The following is a 24060-nucleotide window of genomic DNA, read 5'->3' as shown; positions in this document are numbered from 1 at the left end:
TTCCCGCTCCATGGCTTCCAAACGCACCTCGAGGCGAGGTCGTCCCAACCTTGATTTGAAATTCGCCATCATCGGCGGACGTCTCGAGGATGATAACCGGAGGGTCTACCGCGAGATGCGGCGGCTTTGCGGTGGCCGCATCCTGATCTTCCCGACCGCTTCGTCGGAACCGATGGAAGTGGGTGAGGAGACCCTCGCTGCCTTCGAGATGCACGGCTTCAAGGCCGAAGTGGCTCACGTCACCGAGGACAACGCCCCGATGACAGCGCACGACGCGGGCCTGATCGAAAAGGTGCGCGAGTTCGGAAGCGTCTATTTCACGGGCGGTGACCAGTCGAAGCTTCTCAACGCGCTCAAGCCCGGCGGTGTCGAGACGCCGCTCCTGCAGGCGATCCGGGATGCGCACAGGAATGGCGGGCTCCTCGCCGGCTCGAGCGCAGGTGCGGCGATGATGTCCGATCCGATGATCGTCGGCGGAACGTCCTATGAAGCGATGTTTTACGGGCTTACCGACGACCCTGACGAGCCCGGTCTGCTGCTCGGGGATGGCCTCGGCTTTTTTGGTCATGGCCTCGTCGATCAGCACGCGATCAAGCGCGGTCGCCTGGCACGGATGATCGTCGCGATGAGCCATGCAGGGGTCAAGCGGTCGTTCGGTGTCGACGAGAACACGGCGATGATCATCGACGGCAAGGAAGGCCAGGTTGTCGGCGAGTATGGCGTCTTTTTCGTTGATACGCGCGACGCGACGCTCGAACCCGAGGCCAGCCGTTACGAGAATGTCAGGCTGAGCTATGTCGATGACGGCGACAGTTTTTCCCTGCCGGGGTTCGTGGTCCAGCCATCCGAGAGCAAGCGGCACGTTCGCAAGCGGGAGATCGCTTACCGCGCGCCTGCCAGGTCCCAGCGAAATGCTTTCGGCGCCTACGCCATCTATGACCTGATCGCCCGTCTCGTCCTTGGTGACCAGAAGACCTATTCCTCCGACGCCCTCTCGGTGGTCGATCCGCGAACGAACACCATGGCGATCACCACTGTGACCCGCCGCAAGGGCGTCTCGCGCTGCCTGATCTCCACGCCGGGGGACGGCCTGCGCATCACCGCGCTGAACCTGCGCGTTTCGCTGAACCTTGAAAGGGTCACCCGCGAGCTCGTCGAAAGACGCGAGAAGCGCGGCGTCCGGACTTTCGGTATGGACCTCAACGAACGTTCGAGCATCGTGCTTCTCGGTTCGTCGCCCATCTACGCCGAACCCCGCGAGCAGCAGGAATTCATCAGCCTGATCGGCCAGGGTCCCGTCGGGATCTTCGCCGCGGCCTCGTCAGAGGCGCGGCGCACGGCGCGGGAGCATGTCGATTTCTTCCGCGACCACGGTGTTGAGGCTGTCGATCTCGGCGTGACCATCGACAATGTCGACTACGCCGAAAAAGACCCGGACCTCCTCCACCGCATCGAGGACATGAAGGCGATCTTCCTTTGTGGCGGGAACCAGATCCGGCTTGTCGAAACCCTGCTGCACCGGGGCGAGGAGAGTGCCGTCCTTCGCGCCATCGCGAAGGCCTACGCCCACGGAGCGACCATCGTCGCCGCCAGCGGTGCCGTCTCCGCGCTCTCACGCCTGATGATTGCAGGCGGCTCGTCTTATGAAGCGATGCGCTACGGTGTGGCTTCGGACCTCGGCCACCAGGGCCTCGTGATCCATGAAGGCATTGGCCTGCTGGCGGCGGGCGTTGCCGACCAGAACCTGATCTCGGGCCGCAGGCTCGGTCGCCTGATCATTGCGTGTGCTGAAGAGAACGAGGATTTCGGCATTGGCGTCTGCGATGAAAGCGCTGTCATCGCCACCAAGTCCGGCCTCGAGCTGACCGCTGCAGGCCGTCACGGCTTCGTCCTCGTGGACACGCGGGACAGCGATACCCGCAATGGCCAGGATGGCTTCGTCGCGCGACATGTCCGTATCAGGATGTTCGGCCCCGGTGACAGGGTCAACCTGAACACAGGGCATATCGACAGGCTTTCGTCAGATCGGGCTGCAGCCGAATCGTTCGACCGGATGATCGCCGACCTGCTGCGTGAAGGCGTCGATCTCGAGCGCATGGAGGAACACGCAGCGGTGCCCACGGCACGCCATGCAATCCGTGTCCGGCTGAAGCGAGACGATCCGGTGACGGCGACCCTTGACCTCGAATGCTCGCGCGAGGAGTTCGACGACTGACCTCAGGCCTTCTCTGATCGGCTGTCGTGCTTTCCGACGACCTTGGCATAAAAGGCCTGGATCTCACCGAGGTCTTTCTCGTAGTCGCCGGTCGTGTGGAAAACCCCGCCGATGCCGCCGACCTTGCGCTGATAATCGAGGAAGCCGAGCGCGATCGGAACGCCCGCGCCATGGGCAATGTTATAGAAGCCGGTCTTCCATACACGGACATTCGCGCGGGTGCCCTCGGGAGGGATCGCCACGGCGAGAATGTCCGCATCGCGATAGATCTCGACCATCTGGGTGACGACGTTGTTCGCCTTCGATCGGTCGATCGGAATGCCGCCCATGGCCTTCATCAGCCAGCCGAAGGGCGGCTTGAAGAGGCTGTCCTTGCCCATCCAGCGCAGCTTGATGCGGAACTTGAACGCAACCGCCAGCATGTAGGGCAGGTCCCAGTTCGATGTGTGTGGCGCCGCGATGACGACGAACCTGTCCTCTTCCGGCGCCGTGCCTTCCACCTTCCACCCGGCCAACCCGAAGAGCCACAGGGCAACTGCGCGCCGTGCTTCGTAGAGCGGGCCCTTGGGTGGCCTTATCCCGGTCGGTTCTGACATGGCCGCGCTTTAGGCGAGCCAGCAAAGGCTGGGAAGCGCCGCGCCACCGCGACCCTCCGTAGCAGTCTCAGCCGCGCCGCCTTTGCCATGCGTCGTGACCGAGAACACCGCCGAGGAGACCGACAAGGAACACCGCCGCTGGTCCTGGCGCGAGCGGGATCACGGCAAGCGCCGGCCCTGGGCACAGTCCGGCCAAGCCCCAGCCGATGCCGAACAGCACCGATCCGATCACGAGGCTTGGCGTCAATTCTTTCGTTCCCGGAAGCTCGAACCTGTCGGCATCCAGCGGTGCTGGCCTGCGCAGGACCAACCGGAAGCCGATCAGGGTCACCGCCAGCGCGCCGCCCATCACGAAGGCGAGGCTGGGGTCCCACTGGCCGAAGAGGTCGAGGAAGTTCTGGACCTTCGCCGGGTTCGTCATGCCTGAAATGATGAGCCCGCCACCGAACAGGCTGCCGATAAGGAATGCAGCGAGGAGCTTGCGCATCAGAAGCCTCCTGCCACGTGGCGGAGAATGCCGACGGTGACGAACCCAGCCGCCATGAACGACACCACGGCGACAAGCGATCGCGGAGAGAGTCGAGCGAGTCCGCAGACGCCATGCCCGCTGGTGCAGCCGGAACCGAGCCGTGTGCCAAAGCCGACAAGCAGTCCGGCAAGGATGAGGAGCTGTGTGCCCGCGACAAAACTGACCGGGGGCGCCTTGCCTATCGCCGCGAGCACCAGGCCGGGCGCGAGCAATCCCGCCAGGAAGGCGATGCGCCAGCCTCGGTCGGTACCTGCGGGTGTTATTGCGCCGGCGAGAATTCCGCTGATCCCGGCGATCCTGCCAAGCGACAGCATCAGCAAGGTGGCCGCGAGGCCGATCATGCCGCCGCCAATCAGGGCGGAAAGGGGTGTGAAAGACGTTTCGGGTGCCATCGAGAACTCCGTCGGATCGTCGCATTGGGTCTACAGGCCGAACGGCTGCCAGTAGTTGACAATTACATATACCGGATAATATGAGGGCGCAAGATATCCAGGGAAAAAGCCTCATGTCCGACGACGCACCCAAAATACCTGTCGCCCGGCTCGATGAGCCTGCTCCTCTGTTCGAGGCCCGTTCCACCAAGGGAACCGTTCGCTTGTCCGATTTTGCAGGGCGCTGGGTTCTTCTGTTCGCCCACCCGGCTGATTTCACGCCGGTTTGCACGTCCGAATTTGTCGCTTTGGCCCGAGCATCGGAGCGCTTCGAGGCACTCGATTGCGCGCTGATCGGTCTCTCGGCCGACAGCGTCTATTCCCATATTGCCTGGTTCGACCGGATCGAGGCCGATTTCGGTATCCGTCCTCAGTTTCCGCTTCTGGAAGACCCATCGCTGGCAATTGCGACAAGCTACGGCATGATCCATCCCGGCGCGAGTTCGACGGCGACGGTGCGCTCGGTCTTCGTGATCGACCCTCAGGGTATCCTGAAAGCCATGGTGCACTATCCGATGGAAGTCGGCCGCTCCGTAGACGAACTCTTGCGCCTCGTTTCGGCGCTACGGGATACCGCCGGGAACGACGGCGTCGCCCCGGCGGACTGGCGCGAGGGGGAGCCGCTTCTCGCCTCCGCTCCGGGCACGGATGAAGAATCCGTTGCGGCTGGCCCTGCCTGGTACGCGGGAGGTGTTCGATGAGCACGGATGTCCTCGTTCATCCCGAAGAGATGGAGAGGCGCGCGGAGGGCGCGGCGTTTCTCCTTCGCGCGCTGGCCCACCCCCAGCGCCTGCGGCTCGTCTGTGAGCTGATGGCAGGCGAACGCGGTGTCGGAGAGCTCGAAGAGCTGACCGGTATCCGCCAGCCCGCCCTTTCCAAGGAGCTCGGCAAGCTCCGCGAAGCAGGCGTGATCGAAGGCCGCCGGGAGTCGAAAGCAGTCTTCTACCGGCTCGTCGAGCCCCGCGCGGCCAACATCGTCGCCGTCCTCTGCGGCCAGTACCCGATGAGCGCTGCCGCGGCTCCTGCAGGGAAACCCCGCGGCGGCGGAAGTGTATTCGCCCGTATTATTCCGTCTTCAGACCAATAGAAGGAGTCCATCATGTCTGAACAGGGCATTCCCCCGCTGCCCAAGGCCGTCGAGAATCACCGCTACGACGCCCCTGTCGTGAGAGCGTTCTTCGACGAGCCCACCAACACCGTTTCATATGTCGTCTATGATGATGAGGCGAAGGTCGGCGTGGTCATCGACAGCCTTCTCGACTTCGATCACAAGTCGGGCCGGACCGCGACGCATAGCGCTGACCGCCTCATCGCTTTCATCGAGGAGAAGGGCCTGACCATCGATCTCATCCTAGAGACGCACGTTCATGCCGATCACCTTTCGGCGGCGCCTTATCTCAAGGAGAAGCTCGGCGGCAGGCTCGCGATCGGCGCCCGGATCACGACCGTGCAGGATGTCTTCGGAAAGATCTTCAACAAAGGCAGTGCTTTCCAGCGTGACGGTTCGCAGTTCGACATCCTTTTCGAGGATGGTGATACGTTCGCGTTCGGACGGTTCGAAGGTATCGCGGTTCACACCCCTGGCCACACGCCAGCCTGCATGAGCTACCTGATCGGCGATGCGCTCTTCGTCGGCGACACCCTGTTCATGCCTGACTACGGCACGGCGCGCTGCGATTTCCCCGGCGGCGACGCGGCGACACTTTATCGGTCCATTCACCGCCTTTTCCAGTTCCCGGACGAAACCCGGATGTTCCTGTGCCACGACTACAAGTCGCCGGTTCGGGACCATTTCGCGTGGGAGACGACAGTCGGGACCCAGCGGAAGGAGAACGTCCATATCCACGAGGGCGTCTCCGAGGAGGCGTTCGTCAAGATGCGGACGGAGCGCGACGCGACGCTCGACATGCCCACACTGATCATTCCTTCGGTTCAGGTGAACATGAATGCCGGCAACCTTCCAGAGCCGGAGGATAACGGCGTGCAATACCTCAAGATCCCGCTGAACGTCTTGTGAAGGGGCTTTTGGCATGACCATCAGGCAGTCACGGCGGCGCGAGTGGCTGCCGATCCTTTCCTGGGCCAGGACCTATCGCGGCGAGACGTTCGTGAGCGATGCTCTCGCGGCATTGATCGTGACAATCATGCTGATCCCGCAGTCATTGGCCTACGCGATGCTGGCGGGGCTTCCGCCTGAGGTCGGTCTTTATGCCTCGATCCTGCCGCTCGTCGCCTACGCCGTATTCGGAACATCGCGCACGCTCGCTGTCGGCCCCGTGGCCGTCGTTTCGCTGCTGACCGCTGCAGCGGTCGGTCAAGTGGCGGAGCAGGGGACGGCCGAGTATCTCTCCGCGGCAGTGTTGCTCGCGGTTCTCTCGGGGGGCATTCTCCTCCTGATGGGCCTCTTCCGGCTGGGCTTCCTCGCCAACTTCCTCAGCCATCCCGTCATTTCGGGCTTCATCACCGCGTCAGGACTCATCATCGCGGCAAGCCAGCTCAAGCACATTTTCGGAATTGATGCGCATGGGGAGAATCTCTTCCTCCTTGTCTCCTCGCTTGTCCGTCATATCGGTGACCTCAACGTCCCGACGCTCATCATAGGCGCTTGCGCCACCCTTTTCCTCTTCTGGGTCCGGAAGGGACTCGCGCCCCTCCTGACCGCCATAGGCTTGCCCGCAAAGCCGGCGAGTATGATCGCGAAGGCCGGTCCGGTCCTCGCCATCGCCGTGACCGTCGCGGTAACCTCGCTCCTGCGTCTCGATCAGCAGGGCGTCGCGATTGTCGGTGAGGTGGATGGCAGCCTGCCACCGCTCAGCATACCGAGCTTCGACCTCGGGCTAATAGAGGCGCTGTTCGTCCCGGCCCTCCTGATCTCGATCATTGGCTTCGTGGAGTCGATCTCCGTCGCCCAGACGCTCGCGGCGAAACGCCGCCAGCGCATTGACCCCGACCAGGAGCTGATCGCCCTCGGCGCCTCCAACCTCGCCGCAGGGTTCTCGAGCGGCTTTCCGGTGACTGGCGGCTTCGCCCGGTCCGCCGTCAATTTCGACGCCGGGGCCGAGACCCCCGCGGCGGGTGCATTCACCGCCATCGGCATTGCCATCGCTGCGCTGTTCCTGACGCCGCTCCTCACCTACCTGCCCAAGGCCACGCTGGCCGCGACGATCATCGTCGCCGTGCTTTCGCTCGTGAATTTCAGGTCCGTGGTCGAGACCGTGCGCTATTCGAAGTCTGACGGCCTGGCGATGATCGCCACAATTCTCGTGACGCTCGGTTTCGGTGTCGAGGCAGGCGTCGTGACGGGTGTTGCCCTGTCGCTACTCCTTTTCCTCCTGAAAACCTCACGGCCACACATGGCTGTCGTCGGGCTGGTTCCGGGAACGGAGCATTTCCGCAACATCGACCGACATCAGGTCCTCACGGGTGATAAAGTGATCACACTCAGGGTCGACGAGAGTCTCTATTTTGCCAATGCCCGTGGCCTCGAGGATACAGTGTATGATCTCGTTGCAGCCAATCCGAAAGCGGAGCACTTCGTCCTCATGTGCCCGGCTGTGAACACGATCGACGCCAGTGCGCTCGAGAGTCTCGAGGCGATCAATGCCCGCCTGAAGGACGCGGGCGTGACCTTCCACCTGTCCGAAGTGAAGGGTCCTGTGATGGACCGTCTCAAGCGGTCACATTTCCTCGATGACCTCACTGGCAAGGTGTTCCTCAGTCAATATGACGCTTTGCGTGCGCTGGACCCGGAGATTATCTCACAGTCAGCAGTCGACGCACTCTGCGACCGCGTGGAGCAACAAAGAGAGAAAGAGGTCACGACGCATGTTCGCTAGTTTCGATCCCGTGATCCTTGCCAGGATCCAGTTCGCGTTCACCGTTGCGTTTCACTTCATCTTCCCGGCCTTTTCGATCGGTCTTGCGAGCTACCTTGCGGTCCTCAACGGGCTGTACCTGAAGACCCGCAACGAGAAGTATCTCCGGCTCTTCAAGTTCTGGATCAAGATTTTCGCCATCGCCTTCGCCATGGGCGTCGTCTCCGGCATCACCATGAGCTACCAGTTCGGCACGAACTGGTCCGTGTTCAGCGATATCGCCGGACCGGTCATCGGTCCGCTGATGGCTTACGAGGTTCTCACTGCCTTCTTCCTCGAAGCAGGCTTCCTCGGCATCATGCTCTTCGGCCGCGAGCGTGTAGGCGACAGGCTGCATATGGTCGCCTGTCTCGCCGTGGCTTTCGGCACGGCCCTGTCAGCCACATGGATTCTGTCCGTGAACAGCTGGATGCATACGCCAGCGGGCTACACGGTCAATGAAGCCGGCCAGTTCATCCCGACCAACTGGCTCGAAGTGATCTTCAACCCCAGCTTTCCGTTCCGCCTCGCGCATACGCTGACGGCGGCCTACCTGACGACCGCTTTTATCGTTGGCGGCGTCGGTGCGTGGCACCTGTTGAAGGGGCGCGGCGACAATCCTGGCGTCAGGACGATGTTCTCCATGGCCATGTGGATGGCCGCGATCGTCGCGCCGCTGCAGATCGTGCTCGGTGACATGCACGGCCTTAACACGCTGGAGCACCAGCCGGCCAAAGTCATGGCGATGGAGGGGCACTATGAGAGCCATCCCGACGGCGCGCCACTCTATCTCTTCGGCATCCCCGATGACGAGGAGCAGGAGCTCAAATACGCTGTCGGCATCCCGAAGCTGAGCTCCCTGATCCTCAAGCACGACCCGAACGCGCCTCTCGCTGGTCTCGATACCATTCCCGATGAAGAGCAGCCGCCGGTGGGGATCGTCTTCTGGTCGTTCCGCATCATGGTCGGCCTCGGCTTTGCCATGCTCGGCGTCGGCCTCTTCTCGCTCTGGGCGCGCTACCGGAAGACGCTGTATACGAACAAATGGCTGCACCGGGCGGCCCTCGTGATGAGCCCGGCAGGCCTTGTCGCCGTGATCGCGGGATGGATCACGACGGAGGTCGGCCGTCAGCCCTACACCGTCTATGGCGCCCTTCGCACGGTCGACAGCGTCAGCCCGCTTGATGCGCCTGCCGTCGGCGCGTCGCTCCTTGCGTTCATCATTGTCTATTTCTTCGTCTTCGGCGCAGGCGTCTTCTACATTCTCCGCCTCATGAAACACGCCCCGGAGGAAGGGGAGAAGGGGCTCCGCAAGTCCGGGGAACCGCCGATCAGGACCGCGGGCATCACGCCCGCGGACCAGCTCCGTCCCGATACCTTCCTGAAGCCTGCGGAGTAAGTCATGGAAGTCTCGATCTGGCTCGCCAATTCCTGGGCCATCCTCCTCGCCGTCGCGGTCTTCATCTACGTCGTCCTCGACGGCTTCGACCTCGGCATCGGGATCCTCTATCCCTTCTTCCCGGAGAAGCGTGACCGTGATCTCCTGATGAACTCCGTCGCCCCGGTCTGGGACGGCAACGAGACATGGCTGGTCCTGGGCGGGGGCGGGCTCTTTGCAGCCTTCCCGATGGCCTACGGCATCATCATGTCGGCGCTCTACGCTCCGATCATCGCGATGCTCCTTGCCCTGATCTTCCGCGGCGTGGCCTTCGAATACCGTTGGCGGACCAAGCGCTGGATGAAGTACTGGGACCGTGCCTTCATCGGCGGCTCCACCGTGGCCGCGTTCTCGCAGGGTGTTGCTCTCGGGGCGCTTCTTCAGGGTATCGAGGTCGACGGCCGCGTCTATGGCGGCGGCTGGTGGGACTGGCTGTCGCCGTTCTCCGTCCTGTGCGGCCTCGCCGTGGTGACCGGCTACGGGCTTCTGGGTGCAACCTGGCTGGTGATGAAGCTTGAGGGCGACATCCAGGAGCGCGCCCGGCGCCTTGCATGGGGTTTTGGCCTCGGGACCCTGGCCTTCATCGTGATCGTTTCGATGTTTACCCCCTATCTCGAGACAGCCTATTACGAGCGCTGGTTCACGATGCCGGGCCTTCTGTTCGCCGCGCCTGTTCCCCTGGCGGTGGCAGCCATCGCATTCGCGATGTTCCGATCGCTGAACGTTCACAGGCACGAGTATCGGCCGTTCCTGCTGGCCCTCGCTCTCTTCGCGCTCTGTTTCGTCGGGCTGGGTATTTCGATGTATCCCTACATCATCCCGACAGAGGTCACGATCATCGAGGCGGCGACGCCGTTCTACAGCCAGATCTTCATGTTCGTCGGCGCCTGCATCCTGATCCCTATCATCCTGGCCTATACGGGCTACGCCTACTGGGTGTTCCGTGGGAAGATGGATCCGAACGAGGGCTACCACTGATGGCCCGGTTCTGGTCTTCGCTCCCCCAGCTATTGCGCCAGTTGCTGTGGTTTGTCGGCCTGTGGGCGGCGGGGGTCGCGACAGTCGCGGTCGTCGCCTACGGAATAAGGGCGATGATCCTGTGAAGGGGCTTGTTTTCAAACGCGCGGCACAGGGTGGCCGGAAGGCTTTCTGGGCGTGGATCGCCTATCAGAGTATCAAGGGTACGCTGACGCTTTCTCTGGTGTGGGTTCCGTTGCTGATCGCATGGTGGAAAGCATGACCTCTGGTGAGCGCCATTTGTCATCCGAGGCGCAGCGCTGGGACGGCGAGACCGGTGAGAAATGGGTCCGCAATGCCGACCTTCTGGACGGCATGCTTGCGCCGTTCAGCGATGCCTTGCTTGAAGCCATCGGGGCCTCGTCCTTCGAATGTCCGCTCGATATCGGCTCCGGTGCTGGTTCCTTGACACTTAAGCTCGCCCGAAGATCGCCCGGTACGACCGGCCTTGATGTTTCTTCTCCGTTGATCACGCTGGCCCGGCGGCGTGCTGAGGATGCGCGTTCCCCGGCGCGCTTCGTTCTGGCCGATGCTGCGGAATATGCGCCGGACACAAAACACGACCTGCTGGTGTCTCGTTTCGGCGTGATGTTCTTCGAGGACAGTGTGACAGCCTTCTCCCAGCTACGCCGGGCAGCGTTGTCCGGCGCGCCCATGCATTTCGTTTGCTGGCGGGAGCCTAAACGCAATCCGTGGGCATCGCTCCCAGCAAGGATTGCAAGGGAGGATCTGGGTCTCGAACTTCGGACGCCTGACCCTGAGGCTCCCGGTCCCTTTGCCTTCGCGATGGAAGACCGTCTGCGCGGAATTCTTTCCGACGCGGGCTGGAGGTCAGTCGCCATTGAGCCGCTCGTCAAGATGATTGCCATTCCTGGCAACAATGCCCGCGAGGCAGCTGGCTTTTTGGTGGAATTGGGACCGCTTGCGCGTCCACTGGAAGAGGCAGGCGTTCCGCGCGAAGCCTTGATCGACAAGCTTTGCGAGGCCCTACCAGAAGGCCAGAATGGCAAAATCAGTCTTCTGGGCGAAGCCTGGTTCGTGTCGGCCAAAGCATAGCCGCCATGCTGGGTAGGTCCCAGTGGATTGGTTGACAGTTGTAGGAAGCGAAGAGTATAAGGGGGCAAACGAAAGAGGCCTGGAGGTTTTCCGTGGATTTACGTTTCGTCGCCCCTGATCTCAGTGTCTCCCCGCAAATCACGCCGAGCGATGTCGGCGTTGCCGCTTCACAAGGCTTCAAATCGATCATCATCAACCGCCCCGATGGCGAGGGCAACGACCAGCCGACATCCGCTCAGCTCATGGAAGCCGCAAAGCGCCACGGTATCGAGGCTCGTTTCATTCCGGTCGAAAGCGGCAAGGTCACCGATGCCGACGTCGCGGCCTTCAAGGCGGCGATGCTCGAACTGCCTGCGCCGGTCCTCGCATTCTGCCGCACAGGGACAAGGTCGGTGACGCTGTGGGCCCTGAGCCAAGCTGGTCACCTATCGGTCGACGCAATCCTGAAAACTGCGTCCGATGCTGGTTACGACCTCGAAGGCCTGCGGCCGCGGCTCGAGGCGAAGGCCAAGGGCGCGGACGAGGGGCTTGCCCCGGCCAAAGCGCGGGATGTGGTGATCATCGGCGGCGGGGCGGCAGGTATCGCGACGGCCTCAAGTCTTCTGAAGCGACGCCCCGGTCTCGGCATCGTCATCGTAGAACCGCGCAACCACCACTACTACCAGCCCGGATGGACGCTGGTCGGGGGCGGTGTCTTCAAACGCGAGGAGACCGAACGCTCGATGGCTTCGGTCATACCGAAAGGCGTCGAGTGGGTGCGGACGGCCTGCGCAGGTTTCGCTCCAGAACGAAGCGAAGTCATCCTCGAGGATGGCACGCGTCTTCACTACAAGACCCTGGTCGTTGCGCCGGGGCTCAAGCTCGATTGGGACGCGATCGATGGCCTTCAGGAAACGCTCGGGCGAAACGGGGTCACGTCGAATTACAAGTTCGATCTCGCTCCTTACACATGGGAACTGGCGTCAACCATGCGTGGGGGCAGGGCGCTTTTCACCCAGCCCCCGATGCCGATCAAGTGCGCTGGCGCCCCCCAGAAAGCGATGTATCTTTCATGTGATGAGTGGAAGCGGCGCGGTGTCCTGAGCGACATGGAAGTCTATTTCCACAACGCGGGCGGAGTCCTGTTCGGTGTTGCCGACTACGTTCCAGCACTCATGAAATATGTCGATCAGTATGGGATCAATCTCAAGTTCAACGAGAACCTCATTGCAGTCGATGGTGCCTCCCGCAAAGCGACTTTCCGCGTGGCGGATGGCGATGAGACACGGGAGGAGGTTCGCGATTTCGACATGTTGCACGTCTGTCCGCCTCAAACGGGGCATGACTTCATGAAGAAAAGTCCTCTAACAAACGAAGCCGGCTGGGTCAAAGTCGATGATCAGACCCTTCAGCATAAGGACTACGGCAACGTTTTCGGTCTGGGCGACGGCTGTTCGACACCGAACGCGAAGACGGCCGCGGCTGTCCGCAAACAAGCACCTGTTGTTGCTCATAATGTGCTTGAGGTCCTCGACGGTAGAGCGCCGAACGCCGTGTATGACGGATACGGATCGTGTCCGCTGACTGTGGAGCGGGGGAAGGTCGTCCTCGCGGAGTTCCTCTATGGCGGCAAAGTGGCTCCCAGCTTCCCGGCATGGATGATCGATGGCAAGAAGCCGACCCGGGCAGCTTGGCTTCTCAAGGAGAAACTGCTGCCCGCCATCTATTTCGACGGCATGCTGAAAGGTCACGAATGGCTCGCGGGGCCGAAGGTGCTACCCCACCGGCCAACCGCCCATGATGCGCAAGCAGCCTGCGTGGATCCATCGTCAAAGAAAGTCGCCTGAGGCACCAGGCTACGCTCACCCTCGCCGTGATACAATTGGCATGCTTTTCCTGATGCTGATTGCTCGGCATCCGGATCAGGCAAGTCAGTAATCAAGCATCGGCCGAGACAGGCCGCCCCGTTTTTTGGCTACGTGACGCCGGATAACGATTGACGATACTGGCAGAAGAGCAGCTCAATTCTACGTCCAATCAGACGAGATGTTCCGTGGCTTGCTGCCCTATCGATCAAACACGCAGTATCTCGTCATGGCTCCAGCTCGCGGACCTCAAGAATCTGGCATTGGGGTGCGCTTCATTCCCGTCGTCTCGCCCAACACAATCGAAGAAGCCGATATCGAAACGTTCGCAAAGGCTCTGCGGGAGTTGCTTCGGTTGACGCTGGTGTTTTGCCGGTCAGGCATGCGGTCCATCACTCTCCGGACCCTCGCAAGGGCGGGGAATTGTCCGTGGACGATATTTCGGAGATTGCCGCGAACGCAGGCTTCGACCTGGCGCTACTGCACCCCCGGCTTGAACGAAGCGCGCAGCTTACCGCCTGATCTGGCGCACCTTGCGTGACGCCCTTTCACAGCACCCGAAGTCAGCACGATCGGAATCGGCAAAGGTGACGCTCACCGGCCTAAGCGACCCCTCAGCGCTTAGGATAAAGGATCTGGCGGAGACGAAGGGATTCGAACCCTCGAGACGGCTACAAACCGCCTACTCCCTTAGCAGGGGAGCGCCTTCGACCACTCGGCCACGTCTCCGTCGGCGGGTTTGCAGGAGTGTCCCCGGCATTTCAAGCCAGAGAATGTCCCCAAAGCGCGGGAATTACGCAACAACCGCAAAAACCGGGTCGGCATTGCGGTCCTGGTCGGCGGCATAGGCGGCGAGGACGCTGCCGAACTGGCTCTCGGGGGCCTCGCCCCGGCGCTCTGCCGCCTTCTGTTGGGAGATTTCGGCCTGCGCTTCGAGCAGCTTGGCCTGCGCGGCTGCCGCAACGGCTCGGTCCGCTGCCGAGGGTTCGGCAGGGGCGAGAGCCGCCCTGATGACAATTCGCATCTTCGCCGCGGTTTCCTCGGGGCTGCCCTCTTTTGACACGTCGATCGGGACCGAGCCGCCAATGGCATAATCCTGTCCGTCCGGGCCGCGTTGCAGGTCGTAGCTGATGGCCCCGGCATATTGCCCGCCAACCAGCTTGTGCGCCTGCTCATGGGCGCGGACCTCGCGATCCCGCGCCTTGAGCTTCTGGACCACGCGCTGTTCCTCGTCGGTCAGTTCGCCAGCCTGGCGCTCGTTCCGGCGGTCGCCGATCCTTTCGGACCGTGTGGTCTGCTGGATGGCGTCCGCCGTCTCAGTGCGGGAGCCATCGACGGCACCCTGTGGCGCCGCAGCGAAGCGTCCGGTGTCGAAGACCGGCTGCTGGCGGGCATTCGCGGGATTGATCGCTGACAGGTCCATGCGGCCGATCTTATCGCGCGCGCGTTACCCCCACCCCAAGGGCGGATGGACAATTTGTTCCGAGTTTAGTCCAAGCCCCTGGTGCCAGGAGGGATCGGACAGGTGCTCGCTGCGACGAGGCGGTAGCCTCCGGCAGTGTAGAAATAGAGCGTGCCGCCCTTGTCCGTCACTGTATAACAGGCGGGCTGCTGGTTCGGGTATTGGAAGCAGAGATAGTCATTCTGGACCTTGTATTTGGCGAGTAGACGGCCGGTTCCCGGCTCCACCACATCGCCGTTCTCGGTCAGGCGCTCGGCAAAGCTTTCGCCGCTTGGATAGCAGCCGGTGAGCTCGGTCCCCACGAGCCGGGCGGTGATGGCATTGCCGCTCAACGGCACGCCCTCCACGCGGCGCGCAATGTTCTCCTCCTTGCCCCAGTCCTCCCAGTCTTTCGTCTCTTCGACCGGGGGCAGGGTCGAGGGGTCGTCCAGCACCGGCGTTCCGCCGCAGGCGGCGAGGGCGAGAGCTCCGAACGCGATAGGAAGATGCTTCATGGGAACCTCCGACGTTGCTCGTCCCATCAACAGACCGAAGCCCAGCTTCGTGACAGCCTTGTCGCAGAATTGATGATGCCGACCATCGAGTAGGTTTGGGGAAAGTTGCCCCAGAGTTCGCCCGTCTCCGGCACCATGTCTTCAGACAGGAGGCCGAGCTTGGTCCGGTTGGCTAGAACGAATTCGAACAGCTCTTTCGCTTCTTCACGGCGGCCGGTCATGGCCAGTGCATCGATGTGCCAGAACGTGCAGGCGGTGAAGGCTGTCTCCGGTTTGCCGAAATCATCCGCATGCCGATAGCGGTAGACGGCGTTGCCGACGCGCAGCTCCCGGTCGATGGCGTCAACCGTCTTGCGGAAGCGCTCGTCGCTGCCATCGACGAATCCGACTTCGATCATGAGAAGGACCGAAGCGTCGAGGTCATCGCCGCCGAAGGCGCCGGCATAGGCTTGCTTCTTCTCGCTCCAAGCCTCTTTCTCGATCTTTTCACGGATGATCCTTGCGCGCTTGGCCCAGTGCTCGCCGCGTTCCGCATGACCGAGGTGGTCAGCGATCTTGGAAAGCCGGTCACAGGCAGCCCAGCACATGAGTGCACTCGAGGTGTGCACGCTGGCTATTGTTCGGTATTCCCATATCCCTGCATCGGGCTTGTCATGCATCTCGAAGGCGCGTTCCCCGATCTTTTCCAGGTCGCGGAAGTCCTGCTCGCCCGCCGGAGCGCGGAGGCGGTGGTCAAAGAACGCCTGCGCCGCGCCGAGGATGACCTGTCCGTAGACGTCATGCTGGACATGCTCGGAGGCCTGGTTGCCCCGGCGGACCGGTTTGTGTCCCCTGTAGCCGGGGAGTTCTTCGATGATGTCCTCGACAAGCTGGGCTTCGAGCCCTACGCCATAGACCGGCTGGATGTGGCCACCATCCGTGTGCGCAGCAACGTTTCTCAAATAACGCAAGTAGTATTCGAGGGTCGAGACAGACGACAGGCGGTTGAGCGCCGTGACGGTGAAATAGGCATCCCTGATCCAGCAAAACCGGTAGTCCCAGTTCCTCTGCGAGCCTTCGTGCTCGGGGATCGACGTCGTCAGTGCCGCGACGATCCCGCCGGTTTCCTCGAAAACGCAGAGCTTTAGCGTGATCGCCGCGCGGATCACGGCGTCCTGGTAATCGAAGGGAACGGCGAGCCGACGCGACCATTCCTGCCAGTAGTCGACGGTCCGCTCTTCCCAGTCCCGCGCAAGCTGCTCCGGCGCATCCGATAGGCTTTCGTCAGGCGTACAGATGATGTTGATCGGGCGGTCGAGGGTGAAGGCGGTCTGCGTCATGACGTAGGAGATCGGCGCGTCCGTGGTCATGCGGAAGCTATTCTCCTCCGAGCGGAAACGGATATGGCTCGTGCCGCGCTCGGTGCTCATCGGCTTGTTGGTCCAGCCTTCACTCGGCGTGATCTTGAGAACGATCCGCGCATTGCCGCAGCGGGGAATGATCCTGCGCACGAAGCTCATGGGTCGGAATGTCCGCCCCTTGGCCGTGAAGCGCGGGCAGAAGTCGATGATGTCGACCTCGCAGTCATCATGCGTGGTCAGTGTCGTCTTCAGGACCGCCGTGTTGCGAATGTACTCTTGGTGGCTGGACTTGAGGCCAACCAGCTCGCACCGGAACTCGCCAAGTCCGCCGAGGAGTTCGTTGAAGACCGGCTGGCCGTCGAAGCGTGGCAGGCACATCCATTGATACGCACCCTGATCGTCGATCAGGCCAGCGATGGAGCCGTTGCCGATAATGCCGAGTTCAAGAGAGGTCATCGAGGGCCTCCTTCAAAAAGCGCCAGACGTCATGGTGGTCCGCAAGGCGGTGCGGGGCAAGGGTTTCGCCGTCACCGACCTTGATCGCCGAGCCGCCGCGATCGAGGCAGACGCGAAATCCGTCTTCATCCGTCGTATCGTCGCCCAGAAACAGGGGCTTGCGTCCTCGAAAGGCATCCTCGTCGAGGAGCCGTTCGATGGCGATCCCCTTGTGCACGCCTGCGGGTTTCAGTTCGGCCACGTCCTTGCCCCGTTGCAGCTTGTACCCGTCGATCCCGGCGACAAGCTCTTCGAGCGCCTTCGCGACGCTGGCCTCGTGCTGCCGGCATTGGCGGGTGTGCAGGGTCAGGACGCGCGCTTTTTCCTCGAGGACAACACCCTCATGGGTCGCTGCGATCTGCCGTGCGCGCTCGAGAAGCTCCGCTGTCGGACCTTCCACATGCGATGGCTTGGTGGAGCCTGGGGGCAGGAGCATGTCACCGTGATTACCGGCACGCCAGACGCTGGTCGGCACGCGCTTCGAGAGGTCGCGGCCATCCCGCCCCGACACCATCGCAAGGGCACCGGACAAGCGCTCGGCAAGACTCTCTATGATAGCCGCGCCTCCGTCAGGCAGGTGCACCGCATCCGGGTCGTCCTGGATCGGAACGAGTGTTCCGTCAAAATCGAGAAACAGCGCCGTTTCTCTGTTCAGTATACCGCGCATACGCAACCGCCCCGCCGGTGTTCAGCCGCGAAGGGAGACAACGGAACCCGAGCCGTTTCCCGACGGGTCGAGATCGGCGAGAAAGGCCTCGCGCCACCAGGCGATATCCTGCCCGAACACGACTTCCGCCAGTGCTTCGTGCCGCCGTTTGCGTTCGGCCAGGGGCATCGTCAGCGCTTCGTGGATGGCATCCGCCGTGCCTGCCGTATCGTGGGGATTGACGAGCAACGCGCCGTCCTTGAGCTGCTCCGCCGCGCCCGCGAACTGGGAGAGAACGAGGACGCCCGGGTCCTCCGGGTCCTGCGCAGCGACATATTCCTTGGCGACAAGGTTCATCCCGTCATGGAGAGGCGTCACCAGCCCCACCCTCGCAATGCGGTAAAGCCCCGCGAGCTGGTCCCGGTTGTAGCTTCGCGCAAGATAGCGGATCGGAATCCAGTCGAGGTCCCCATAGTCCCCGTTGATTCGGCCCGCGAGGCTGTCGAGCTGCTCACGAAGCTCCGCATACTCCTCGACCTTGGTGCGTGAGGGCGGCGCGATCTGGGTATAGGCAATCTTGCCGTGCAGCTCCGGCGCATTGTCGAGAAGCCGACCCACGGCCTGGAAGCGGTTGGGGATGCCCTTGGAATAGTCCATTCGGTCGACGCCCAGGATCAGTGCGCGACTATCGCCAAGGAACGGTTCGATCCGCTCGATCGCAGCCTTGGCCTCTTCACTGTGGGAGAGCTTCTGGAACTCCACCGCGTCGATACCGATCGGGTAAGCGCGAATGGCGATTCTACGCCCATCGAGCGACAGCGCCTCATCATCGAGCTGCTTGGCGCCCAGTTCAGCGACGGAGTATTTCGCAAAATTGTCCCGGTCGCTGACGGTCTGGAACCCGATTACATCATTCGCACACACACCTTTGGCCAGCGCGCGGTGGTCAGGCACCGACTTGAAGATTTCCGGCGGCGGGAAGGGCACGTGGAGGAAGAACCCCGTCCGGCCTGTCCAGCCGAGATCGCGCAAGTCCTGCGCCATGGGGAAGAAGTGGTAGTCATGGATCCAGACGAGGTCGTCCTCACGCAGCCTCGGATAAAGCAGCTTCGCGAAACGCCGGTTCACGTCCCTGTAGCAGTCGTACTGCTCCTCGTCGAAATTGGCGAGGTCCACCCGGTAATGAAGCACCGGCCAGAGGGCGCGGTTGGCATAGCCAAGGTAATAGCCTTCATGCTCGGCTTCGGTGAGGTCCGTGACGGCGAACTCGACGCCTTCTTCCTCGAAGAGTTCGACCCCGCGGCGGGCGGTCCCGGCAACTTCGCCAGACCATCCGAACCAGAGGCCCTTGCGCTGCACTAGGGCATCCCACAGCGCGACGGCGAGGCCCCCGGCCTTGGGCCCGCCTGCGGCTGTCCTGTTGCTGACGCCGACCAGTCGTTTCATCGTCCGTCCTGTCTGCTCCGCGAGAGGAGCGTGTCCTGCATCAGGAGTCTGAACCGCCACGTCCCCAATAGGCAAGCTGCCTTATCATACCGCGGAAGAGGCGGATTTCCGCCTCGGTGAACCGCGCATGGGTGAACATGGTGCGCAGATTCCTCTCCATCGTGATTCGCTTGTCTTCAGGATAGAAGTAGCCCGCCTCTTCGAGCACGCCATTCAAATGCGCGAGCATTCCATCGAGTTCCTGCCTCGGCGCGGGCGTGTCGTCATAGGGGCTGTCAAAGGGCAGCGAGGCGTCCACGGACCTGCGCCATTCATAGGCGGTCAGGAGCACGGCCTGGGCGAGGTTCAGCGAAGAAAATTCGGGGTTCACCGGCAGGGTCAGGATGGCATTGGCACGGGCGACATCCTCCGTGGCCAGCCCGGATTTCTCGCCGCCGAAAAGGATCGCGCAGCGCTCGCCCCCGGCCTGCCGTGTACGGATCTCCTTCACGGCACCCTCCGCGTCATGCACAGGCAGGAACAGTCCGCGCTGCCGCGCCGTGGTTGCCACGACGTAGCTGCAGTCCGCGACGGCCTCCTCCACGGTGTCGAAAAGACGCGCGTCATCGAGCACGCGGCCTGCGCCGGCTGCCATCGCCACCGCCTTCGGGTTGGGCCAGCCATCGCGCGGCGCGACGATACGCATCCCGGTGAGGCCGAAATTGAGCATGGCGCGCGCCGCGGCGCCGATATTCTCTCCCATTTGCGGGCGCACGAGGACGATCAGTGGCTGCAGGGGTTGCGTCTCTTCTCGGGTGGTGTCGTTCATAGCCGGCGCCGCTAGCACAGCTGTGGCGTGGCGGCACCCCGGCGATCAATGCGCGCGGTGCGGCGCGATCGCCTTGGCCAGAAGCCCTTTCGGCCCCCGGATCATGCTTGCCATCAGGCGCTGCCCGGTTTCCAGCTCGGCAAAGCCCCCGGCGCGGACGGTCTCCATATGGACGAAGATGTCTTCATTGCTGCCGTCTTCCTGCAGGAAGCCATAGCCCTTGGCGCGGCTGAACCACTTGACCGTGACCATGCGCAAGGGGCCAGCCAGTTCCTGGTCTGGCGATGGCTCACGAGAAGGTGCGCGGGGCGGGCCACCAGCGATCTTGATCACGCGAACGGCCTGGAGCCCCTTGGCCCGTTCGACCGCTTCGCAGGTGATCTCGGCCCCTTCGACGGGGGCGGAGACACCGCTGAGGCGAAGGCACGACGAATGGAGCATCACATCCGACGAGCCGTCATCCGGCGTGATGAAACCGTAGCCCTTTGTCTGATCAAACCACTTTACAACCCCGTGGACTTCACGCGTCGGAGTCTCAGGCTCTACATTCGACGACTGGCGGGGGTCCGCACTGTCGGTCATGGTCACAACTCCCAAGCCATAGACCAAGTGTAGATCGTGACCTGCAGTTTGTCATCAACCATACGGTTCTTTGCGCAGTGCCGTTACAACTCTCTTTCACTGAGTTTTGAGCTAAAAAGACCTATACAGAGTTGATTTCGCGCAAATATCGAAGCCTCTTCGCGCAGGACCCCGAGGAGTGCTAAGGGCTGATTCGGCAAGGAGAAGCCCGCCGCCATGCGCATTGCACCGCATTTTTCGCAAGCCCCGAAACCCCGCTATGAAAAGCGCGAGGTCCTGGTCGATGGAGAGACGCTGTCCGTCTCCGTCCCGGAACATTTTTCTCAGCTAGCCGCCGATATCCTTGCGAGGAAGTATTTCCGCAAGCGCGGCGTGCCAGATGCCGTAGACGTGAGGCTGGAAGAGGGGATTCCGGAAAGCCTCTGCCCGCGGGTCCCGGCGGCGGATGCCAGCTTCGGTGGAGAGACCGACGCCCGCCAGGCTTTTGGCAGGATTGCCTCCGCATGGGCCTATCACGGCCTGAAACAGGGGCTTTTCGCCGATGGTTCGCAGGCGGAGCTTTTTCGCGACGAGGTCGTCGCGCTCCTCGAGCAGCAGGTCGCCGCGCCGAACTCCCCGCAATGGTTTTCGACAGGCCTTCACTGGGCTTATGGACTCTCGGCGGACGGCAAGGGCCACTTCCGCTTCGATCCCGAACAGGGTGAGGTGGTCGAGGTTGCCGACGTCTACGCCAATCCCCAGCCCCACGCCTGTTTCATCCAGTCCGTGGAAGACACTCTCGTGGGCGAGAACGGCGTCTTCGACCTGATCGCGCGCGAAGCAAAGCTCTTCAAATACGGCTCGGGCTCAGGCTCGAACTTCTCCGCTCTGCGCTCGGCAGGAGAACCCCTGTCCGGCGGCGGTTCGAGTTCTGGCCTCATCAGTTTCCTCAAGGTCGCGGACAGCGCCGCCGGGGCCATCAAGTCCGGCGGCACCACCCGCCGTGCTGCCAAGATGGTGGTCCTCAACGCCGACCACCCGGATATCGAGGACTTCATCGCTTGGAAGCGCCAGGAGGAGGAAAAAGTCGCCTGCCTCGCTGCGGGTTCGGTTGTCATCGAACGTCACCTCCGCCGCATCGCGAAGGCCACGGAAGATGCCCCGGAAAGCTCCCGCTTCGACGTCAAGGCCAATGAGCGTTTGAAACGCGCTGTCGCCGCCGCGCGGCGTGATGGCGTCCCGTCCGGGCTGATCGACCGGGCGCTGCGCATGTTGGTCGAGAGCGGCGCGGCGCTGACCATCCCGCGCTTCTCGGTGGACTGGGATTCAGAAGCCTACCGCACCGTGAGCGGCCAGAATGCCAACCTTTCCGTCCGCGTCACCGATGCTTTCCTCGACGCGGTGGAAGCAGGCGACGAATGGGCTCTCTACCGCCGGGTCGATGGCAAGAAGGTCCGTACCGTGCCGGCGCGCGCGCTCTGGCAGCAGATCGGTGAGGCCGCCTGGGCATCGGCGGATCCGGGACTCCAGTTCCACGACACGATCAATGACTGGCACACCTGTCCTGAGGACGGGACGATCAATGCGTCCAATCCGTGCTCGGAATACATGTTCCTTGACGATACGGCGTGCAACCTGGCTTCGGTCAACCTCTTGAAGTTCCTGAAGGATGATGGCTCTTTCGACACCGATGGCCTTGCTGCGGCGTCGCGCATCATGACCATCGCGCTCGAGATTTCTGTCGGCATGGCCAGCTATCCCTCGCGGGCAGTGGCCGAGCGCAGCCATCTCTACCGCACTCTTGGCCTCGGTTTCGCCAATCTCGGCGGCCTCCTCATGTCCTCCGGCATTCCGTACGACAGTGACGAGGGCCGCGCCGCCGCTGGCGCGATCACCGCGCTGATGCAGGGCGTTGCGTGGCAGACCTCGGCCGAGATGGCCGCGAAGGTCGGACCGTTCCCGCGCTTCGAAGCCAACCGCGAGCACGTCCTGCGGGTCCTGCGCAACCACCGCGCAGGTCTGGGGGGCGCACCCTTCGAGAAGCTCCGTGTGCAGCCTGTGGTCCTTGATCAGTCAGCAGTGCCGTTCCCAGGCCTTGGCGACGCAGCCTCCGCTGCGTTGACTGATGCGGTGAAGGAGGCCGAAGACCACGGCGTCCGCAACGCGCAGGTTTCGGCCATCGCTCCCACCGGGACCATCGGCCTGCTGATGGATTGCGACACAACGGGGATCGAGCCCGACTACGCACTCGTCAAGTTCAAGCAGCTCGTCGGTGGCGGCACGGTCAAGATCATCAACCAGTCCGTCCCCAGAGCATTGAAGAAGCTCGGCTATTCCGACGCCGAGATCGCAGACATCAAGACCTACGCCCTTGGTCGCGGCACCCTTGAGGGCGCACCCGTGATCTCCTTCGACGACCTCCGCGACGAAGGGTTTGGCGAGCGCCAGATCGAGGCCATCGAAAACGCGCTCAAGACCGCCTTCGACGTCACATACGTCTTCACCAAGGATGTCCTGGGCGAAAGCTTCCTGCGCGGCACCCTGGGCTTCAGCGACGAGCAGCTCGGTCAATCCGGGTACAGGACGCTCCGCGATCTCGGCTTCTCGGACGAAGACGTTCACCGCGCCAATCTTTACTGCTGCGGCACCATGACCGTCGAAGGCGCACCGCACCTGAAGCGCGAGCATCTCGCCGTTTTCGACTGCGCCGCACCCTGCGGCCGCGTTGGCAGCCGTGCGCTTTCCGTGCCGGCCCATATCGACATGATGGCTGCCGTCCAGCCATTCGTGTCCGGAGCGATCTCCAAGACCGTCAACCTGCCCGCCGCCGCAACGGTCCACGATTGCCTGACCGCCTACGCCTCCGCCCATGCGCAGGGGCTCAAGGCCGTGGCGCTCTACCGAGATGGCTCGAAGCTCAGCCAGCCGCTGACCAGCGCGCTCACCGCCGCGGACGAGCTGGAAACGGACGATCTGGCCGACCTGCCGCAGGGCGAACGCGGCCGCGTCTTTGCCGAGCGTGTCATCGAGAAAATCGTCGAGCGCGCGCCCGGTCGCCGCAAGCTGCCTGACCGTCGCAAGGGCTATATCCAGAAAGCCGCCGTTGGCGGCCACAAGGTCTACCTTCACACAGGCGAGTTCGACGATGGTGAGCTTGGCGAGATCTTCATCGACATGCACAAGGAGGGAGCAGCCTTCCGTTCGCTGATGAACAACTTCGCGATCGCGATCTCCCTCGGGCTCCAGTACGGCGTGCCGCTCGAGGAATTCGTCGATGCCTATCTCTTCACGCGCTTCGAACCGGCAGGGCCTGTGACCGGCAATGACCGAATCAAGAACGCCACCTCAATCCTCGATTACATCTTCCGTGAGCTGGCGATCTCCTATCTGGGTCGCTCGGACCTTGGCCATGTGCCCCAGAACGAAGACACCTTCGGCGTCGGGCAAGGCGGTGAGAAAGAAGGCGTCGAAAAGGAAGCCCAGCGCTTCATCTCAAAGGGCCTGACCCGGTCGCAGAAGATCGACAACCTCGTGGTCTTGCGCGGCGGCGACTTCGACCGCTTCCGCAAGAAGGACGAAGAACCCGAAGCCGAGGCACGCGATGACACCGATCCCGAACCTCATCCTCCAGCCGAAGAAAAGCCAGTGCCCTTGCGCGCCGTCGGCGACGAAGACGGCCGCGAGGAGGCGCGCCTCAAAGGATATGAAGGCGACGCTTGCACGGAGTGCGGACAGTTCACATTGGTAAGGAATGGAACCTGCCTGCGCTGCGAGAGCTGCGGCGCGACGACAGGCTGTAGCTGACGGGACCGCAAAGGCGCTCCCGCA

The 24060-nt window shown here is 62.6% G+C and carries 20 protein-coding genes and 1 tRNA gene; 10 read left to right on the top strand and 11 right to left on the bottom strand.

The features are described from left to right. Positions 1 to 10: 10 nt before the first annotated feature. A complete protein-coding gene (locus tag IE053_RS08755) occupies positions 11 to 2215 on the top strand; it encodes a cyanophycinase (protein ID WP_189575038.1) in 2205 nt (734 codons plus the stop codon). A gap of 2 nt (positions 2216 to 2217) precedes the next feature. On the opposite strand, the gene IE053_RS08750 is transcribed toward IE053_RS08755, so the two are convergent. From IE053_RS08750 to IE053_RS08740, 3 genes are all read right to left on the bottom strand, one after another. Next, positions 2218 to 2811, bottom strand: a complete 594-nt coding sequence (locus IE053_RS08750; RefSeq protein ID WP_189575036.1) for a lysophospholipid acyltransferase family protein — start codon at positions 2809 to 2811, stop codon at positions 2218 to 2220. A 67-nt stretch (positions 2812 to 2878) separates the two neighbouring features. Continuing rightward, entirely contained in the window at positions 2879 to 3298 is a 420-nt protein-coding gene (locus tag IE053_RS08745; RefSeq protein ID WP_189575033.1) for a YeeE/YedE family protein, read from the bottom strand. Continuing rightward, the gene (locus IE053_RS08740) at positions 3298 to 3732 is read right to left on the bottom strand and encodes a YeeE/YedE family protein (protein WP_189575032.1); all 435 of its coding nucleotides are present in this window, start codon (positions 3730 to 3732) and stop codon (positions 3298 to 3300) included. Before IE053_RS08740 ends, IE053_RS08745 begins: the two co-directional genes overlap by 1 nt. A 113-nt stretch (positions 3733 to 3845) precedes the next feature. Between IE053_RS08740 and IE053_RS08735 the strand changes: the two genes are divergently transcribed. The 8 genes from IE053_RS08735 to IE053_RS08700 all read left to right on the top strand — a co-directional run bounded on the left by IE053_RS08735 (position 3846) and on the right by IE053_RS08700 (position 12962). Further along, positions 3846 to 4472 (top strand): peroxiredoxin, encoded by a 627-nt coding sequence (locus tag IE053_RS08735; RefSeq protein WP_189575030.1) that lies wholly within the window; start codon positions 3846 to 3848, stop codon positions 4470 to 4472. Continuing rightward, complete coding sequence (locus IE053_RS08730; protein WP_189575028.1) at positions 4469 to 4858, top strand: ArsR/SmtB family transcription factor; 390 nt, start codon at positions 4469 to 4471, stop codon at positions 4856 to 4858. Before IE053_RS08735 ends, IE053_RS08730 begins: the two co-directional genes overlap by 4 nt. 12 nt (positions 4859 to 4870) lie before the next feature. Next, complete coding sequence (locus tag IE053_RS08725) at positions 4871 to 5788, top strand: MBL fold metallo-hydrolase (RefSeq protein WP_189575026.1); 918 nt, start codon at positions 4871 to 4873, stop codon at positions 5786 to 5788. Between the two features lie 13 nt (positions 5789 to 5801). Next, entirely contained in the window at positions 5802 to 7607 is a 1806-nt protein-coding gene (locus IE053_RS08720; protein WP_189575024.1) for a SulP family inorganic anion transporter, read from the top strand. Next, positions 7597 to 9024 (top strand): cytochrome ubiquinol oxidase subunit I, encoded by a 1428-nt coding sequence (locus IE053_RS08715; RefSeq protein ID WP_189575022.1) that lies wholly within the window; start codon positions 7597 to 7599, stop codon positions 9022 to 9024. Before IE053_RS08720 ends, IE053_RS08715 begins: the two co-directional genes overlap by 11 nt. 3 nt (positions 9025 to 9027) lie before the next feature. Then, on the top strand, positions 9028 to 10041 hold the full coding sequence (gene cydB, locus IE053_RS08710; protein ID WP_189575021.1) for a cytochrome d ubiquinol oxidase subunit II: 1014 nt from the start codon (positions 9028 to 9030) through the stop codon (positions 10039 to 10041). 258 nt (positions 10042 to 10299) lie between these two features. Further along, a complete protein-coding gene (locus IE053_RS08705; RefSeq protein WP_189575019.1) occupies positions 10300 to 11136 on the top strand; it encodes a class I SAM-dependent methyltransferase in 837 nt (278 codons plus the stop codon). A gap of 92 nt (positions 11137 to 11228) precedes the next feature. Further along, positions 11229 to 12962: a bifunctional protein tyrosine phosphatase family protein/NAD(P)/FAD-dependent oxidoreductase gene (locus IE053_RS08700; protein WP_189575017.1), complete on the top strand. Its 1734-nt coding sequence runs from the start codon at positions 11229 to 11231 to the stop codon at positions 12960 to 12962. Positions 12963 to 13616: 654 nt separating this feature from the next. Here IE053_RS08700 and IE053_RS08690 read toward each other — a convergent pair. The 8 genes from IE053_RS08690 to IE053_RS08655 all read right to left on the bottom strand — a co-directional run bounded on the left by IE053_RS08690 (position 13617) and on the right by IE053_RS08655 (position 20253). Next, positions 13617 to 13709: transfer RNA gene (locus IE053_RS08690), tRNA-Ser, on the bottom strand. A gap of 64 nt (positions 13710 to 13773) precedes the next feature. Continuing rightward, complete coding sequence (locus IE053_RS08685) at positions 13774 to 14403, bottom strand: putative metalloprotease CJM1_0395 family protein (RefSeq protein WP_189575013.1); 630 nt, start codon at positions 14401 to 14403, stop codon at positions 13774 to 13776. Between the two features lie 65 nt (positions 14404 to 14468). Continuing rightward, entirely contained in the window at positions 14469 to 14936 is a 468-nt protein-coding gene (locus IE053_RS08680) for a hypothetical protein (RefSeq protein ID WP_189575011.1), read from the bottom strand. Positions 14937 to 14962: 26 nt separating this feature from the next. Continuing rightward, on the bottom strand, positions 14963 to 16732 hold the full coding sequence (locus IE053_RS08675) for a glycoside hydrolase family 15 protein (RefSeq protein ID WP_189575009.1): 1770 nt from the start codon (positions 16730 to 16732) through the stop codon (positions 14963 to 14965). Further along, positions 16719 to 17438, bottom strand: coding sequence for a trehalose-phosphatase (gene otsB / locus IE053_RS08670; protein WP_189575007.1), 720 nt, complete (start codon positions 17436 to 17438; stop codon positions 16719 to 16721). Before otsB ends, IE053_RS08675 begins: the two co-directional genes overlap by 14 nt. A 21-nt stretch (positions 17439 to 17459) precedes the next feature. After that, a complete protein-coding gene (locus IE053_RS08665) occupies positions 17460 to 18863 on the bottom strand; it encodes an alpha,alpha-trehalose-phosphate synthase (UDP-forming) (protein WP_189575000.1) in 1404 nt (467 codons plus the stop codon). 40 nt (positions 18864 to 18903) lie between these two features. Next, on the bottom strand, positions 18904 to 19671 hold the full coding sequence (locus IE053_RS08660) for an RNA methyltransferase (protein ID WP_189574998.1): 768 nt from the start codon (positions 19669 to 19671) through the stop codon (positions 18904 to 18906). Between the two features lie 45 nt (positions 19672 to 19716). After that, the gene (locus IE053_RS08655; protein WP_189574996.1) at positions 19717 to 20253 is read right to left on the bottom strand and encodes a cold-shock protein; all 537 of its coding nucleotides are present in this window, start codon (positions 20251 to 20253) and stop codon (positions 19717 to 19719) included. Positions 20254 to 20469: 216 nt separating this feature from the next. Between IE053_RS08655 and IE053_RS08650 the strand changes: the two genes are divergently transcribed. After that, complete coding sequence (locus tag IE053_RS08650) at positions 20470 to 24036, top strand: adenosylcobalamin-dependent ribonucleoside-diphosphate reductase (protein WP_189574994.1); 3567 nt, start codon at positions 20470 to 20472, stop codon at positions 24034 to 24036. Positions 24037 to 24060: the final 24 nt, after the last annotated feature.

The organism is Parvularcula lutaonensis (assembly GCF_014651915.1).
GTDB classification, from domain to species: Bacteria; Pseudomonadota; Alphaproteobacteria; order Caulobacterales; family Parvularculaceae; genus Parvularcula; species Parvularcula lutaonensis.
Note: the sequence above shows the minus strand (reverse complement) of the source record. Positions and strands in the feature narration are given on the sequence as shown.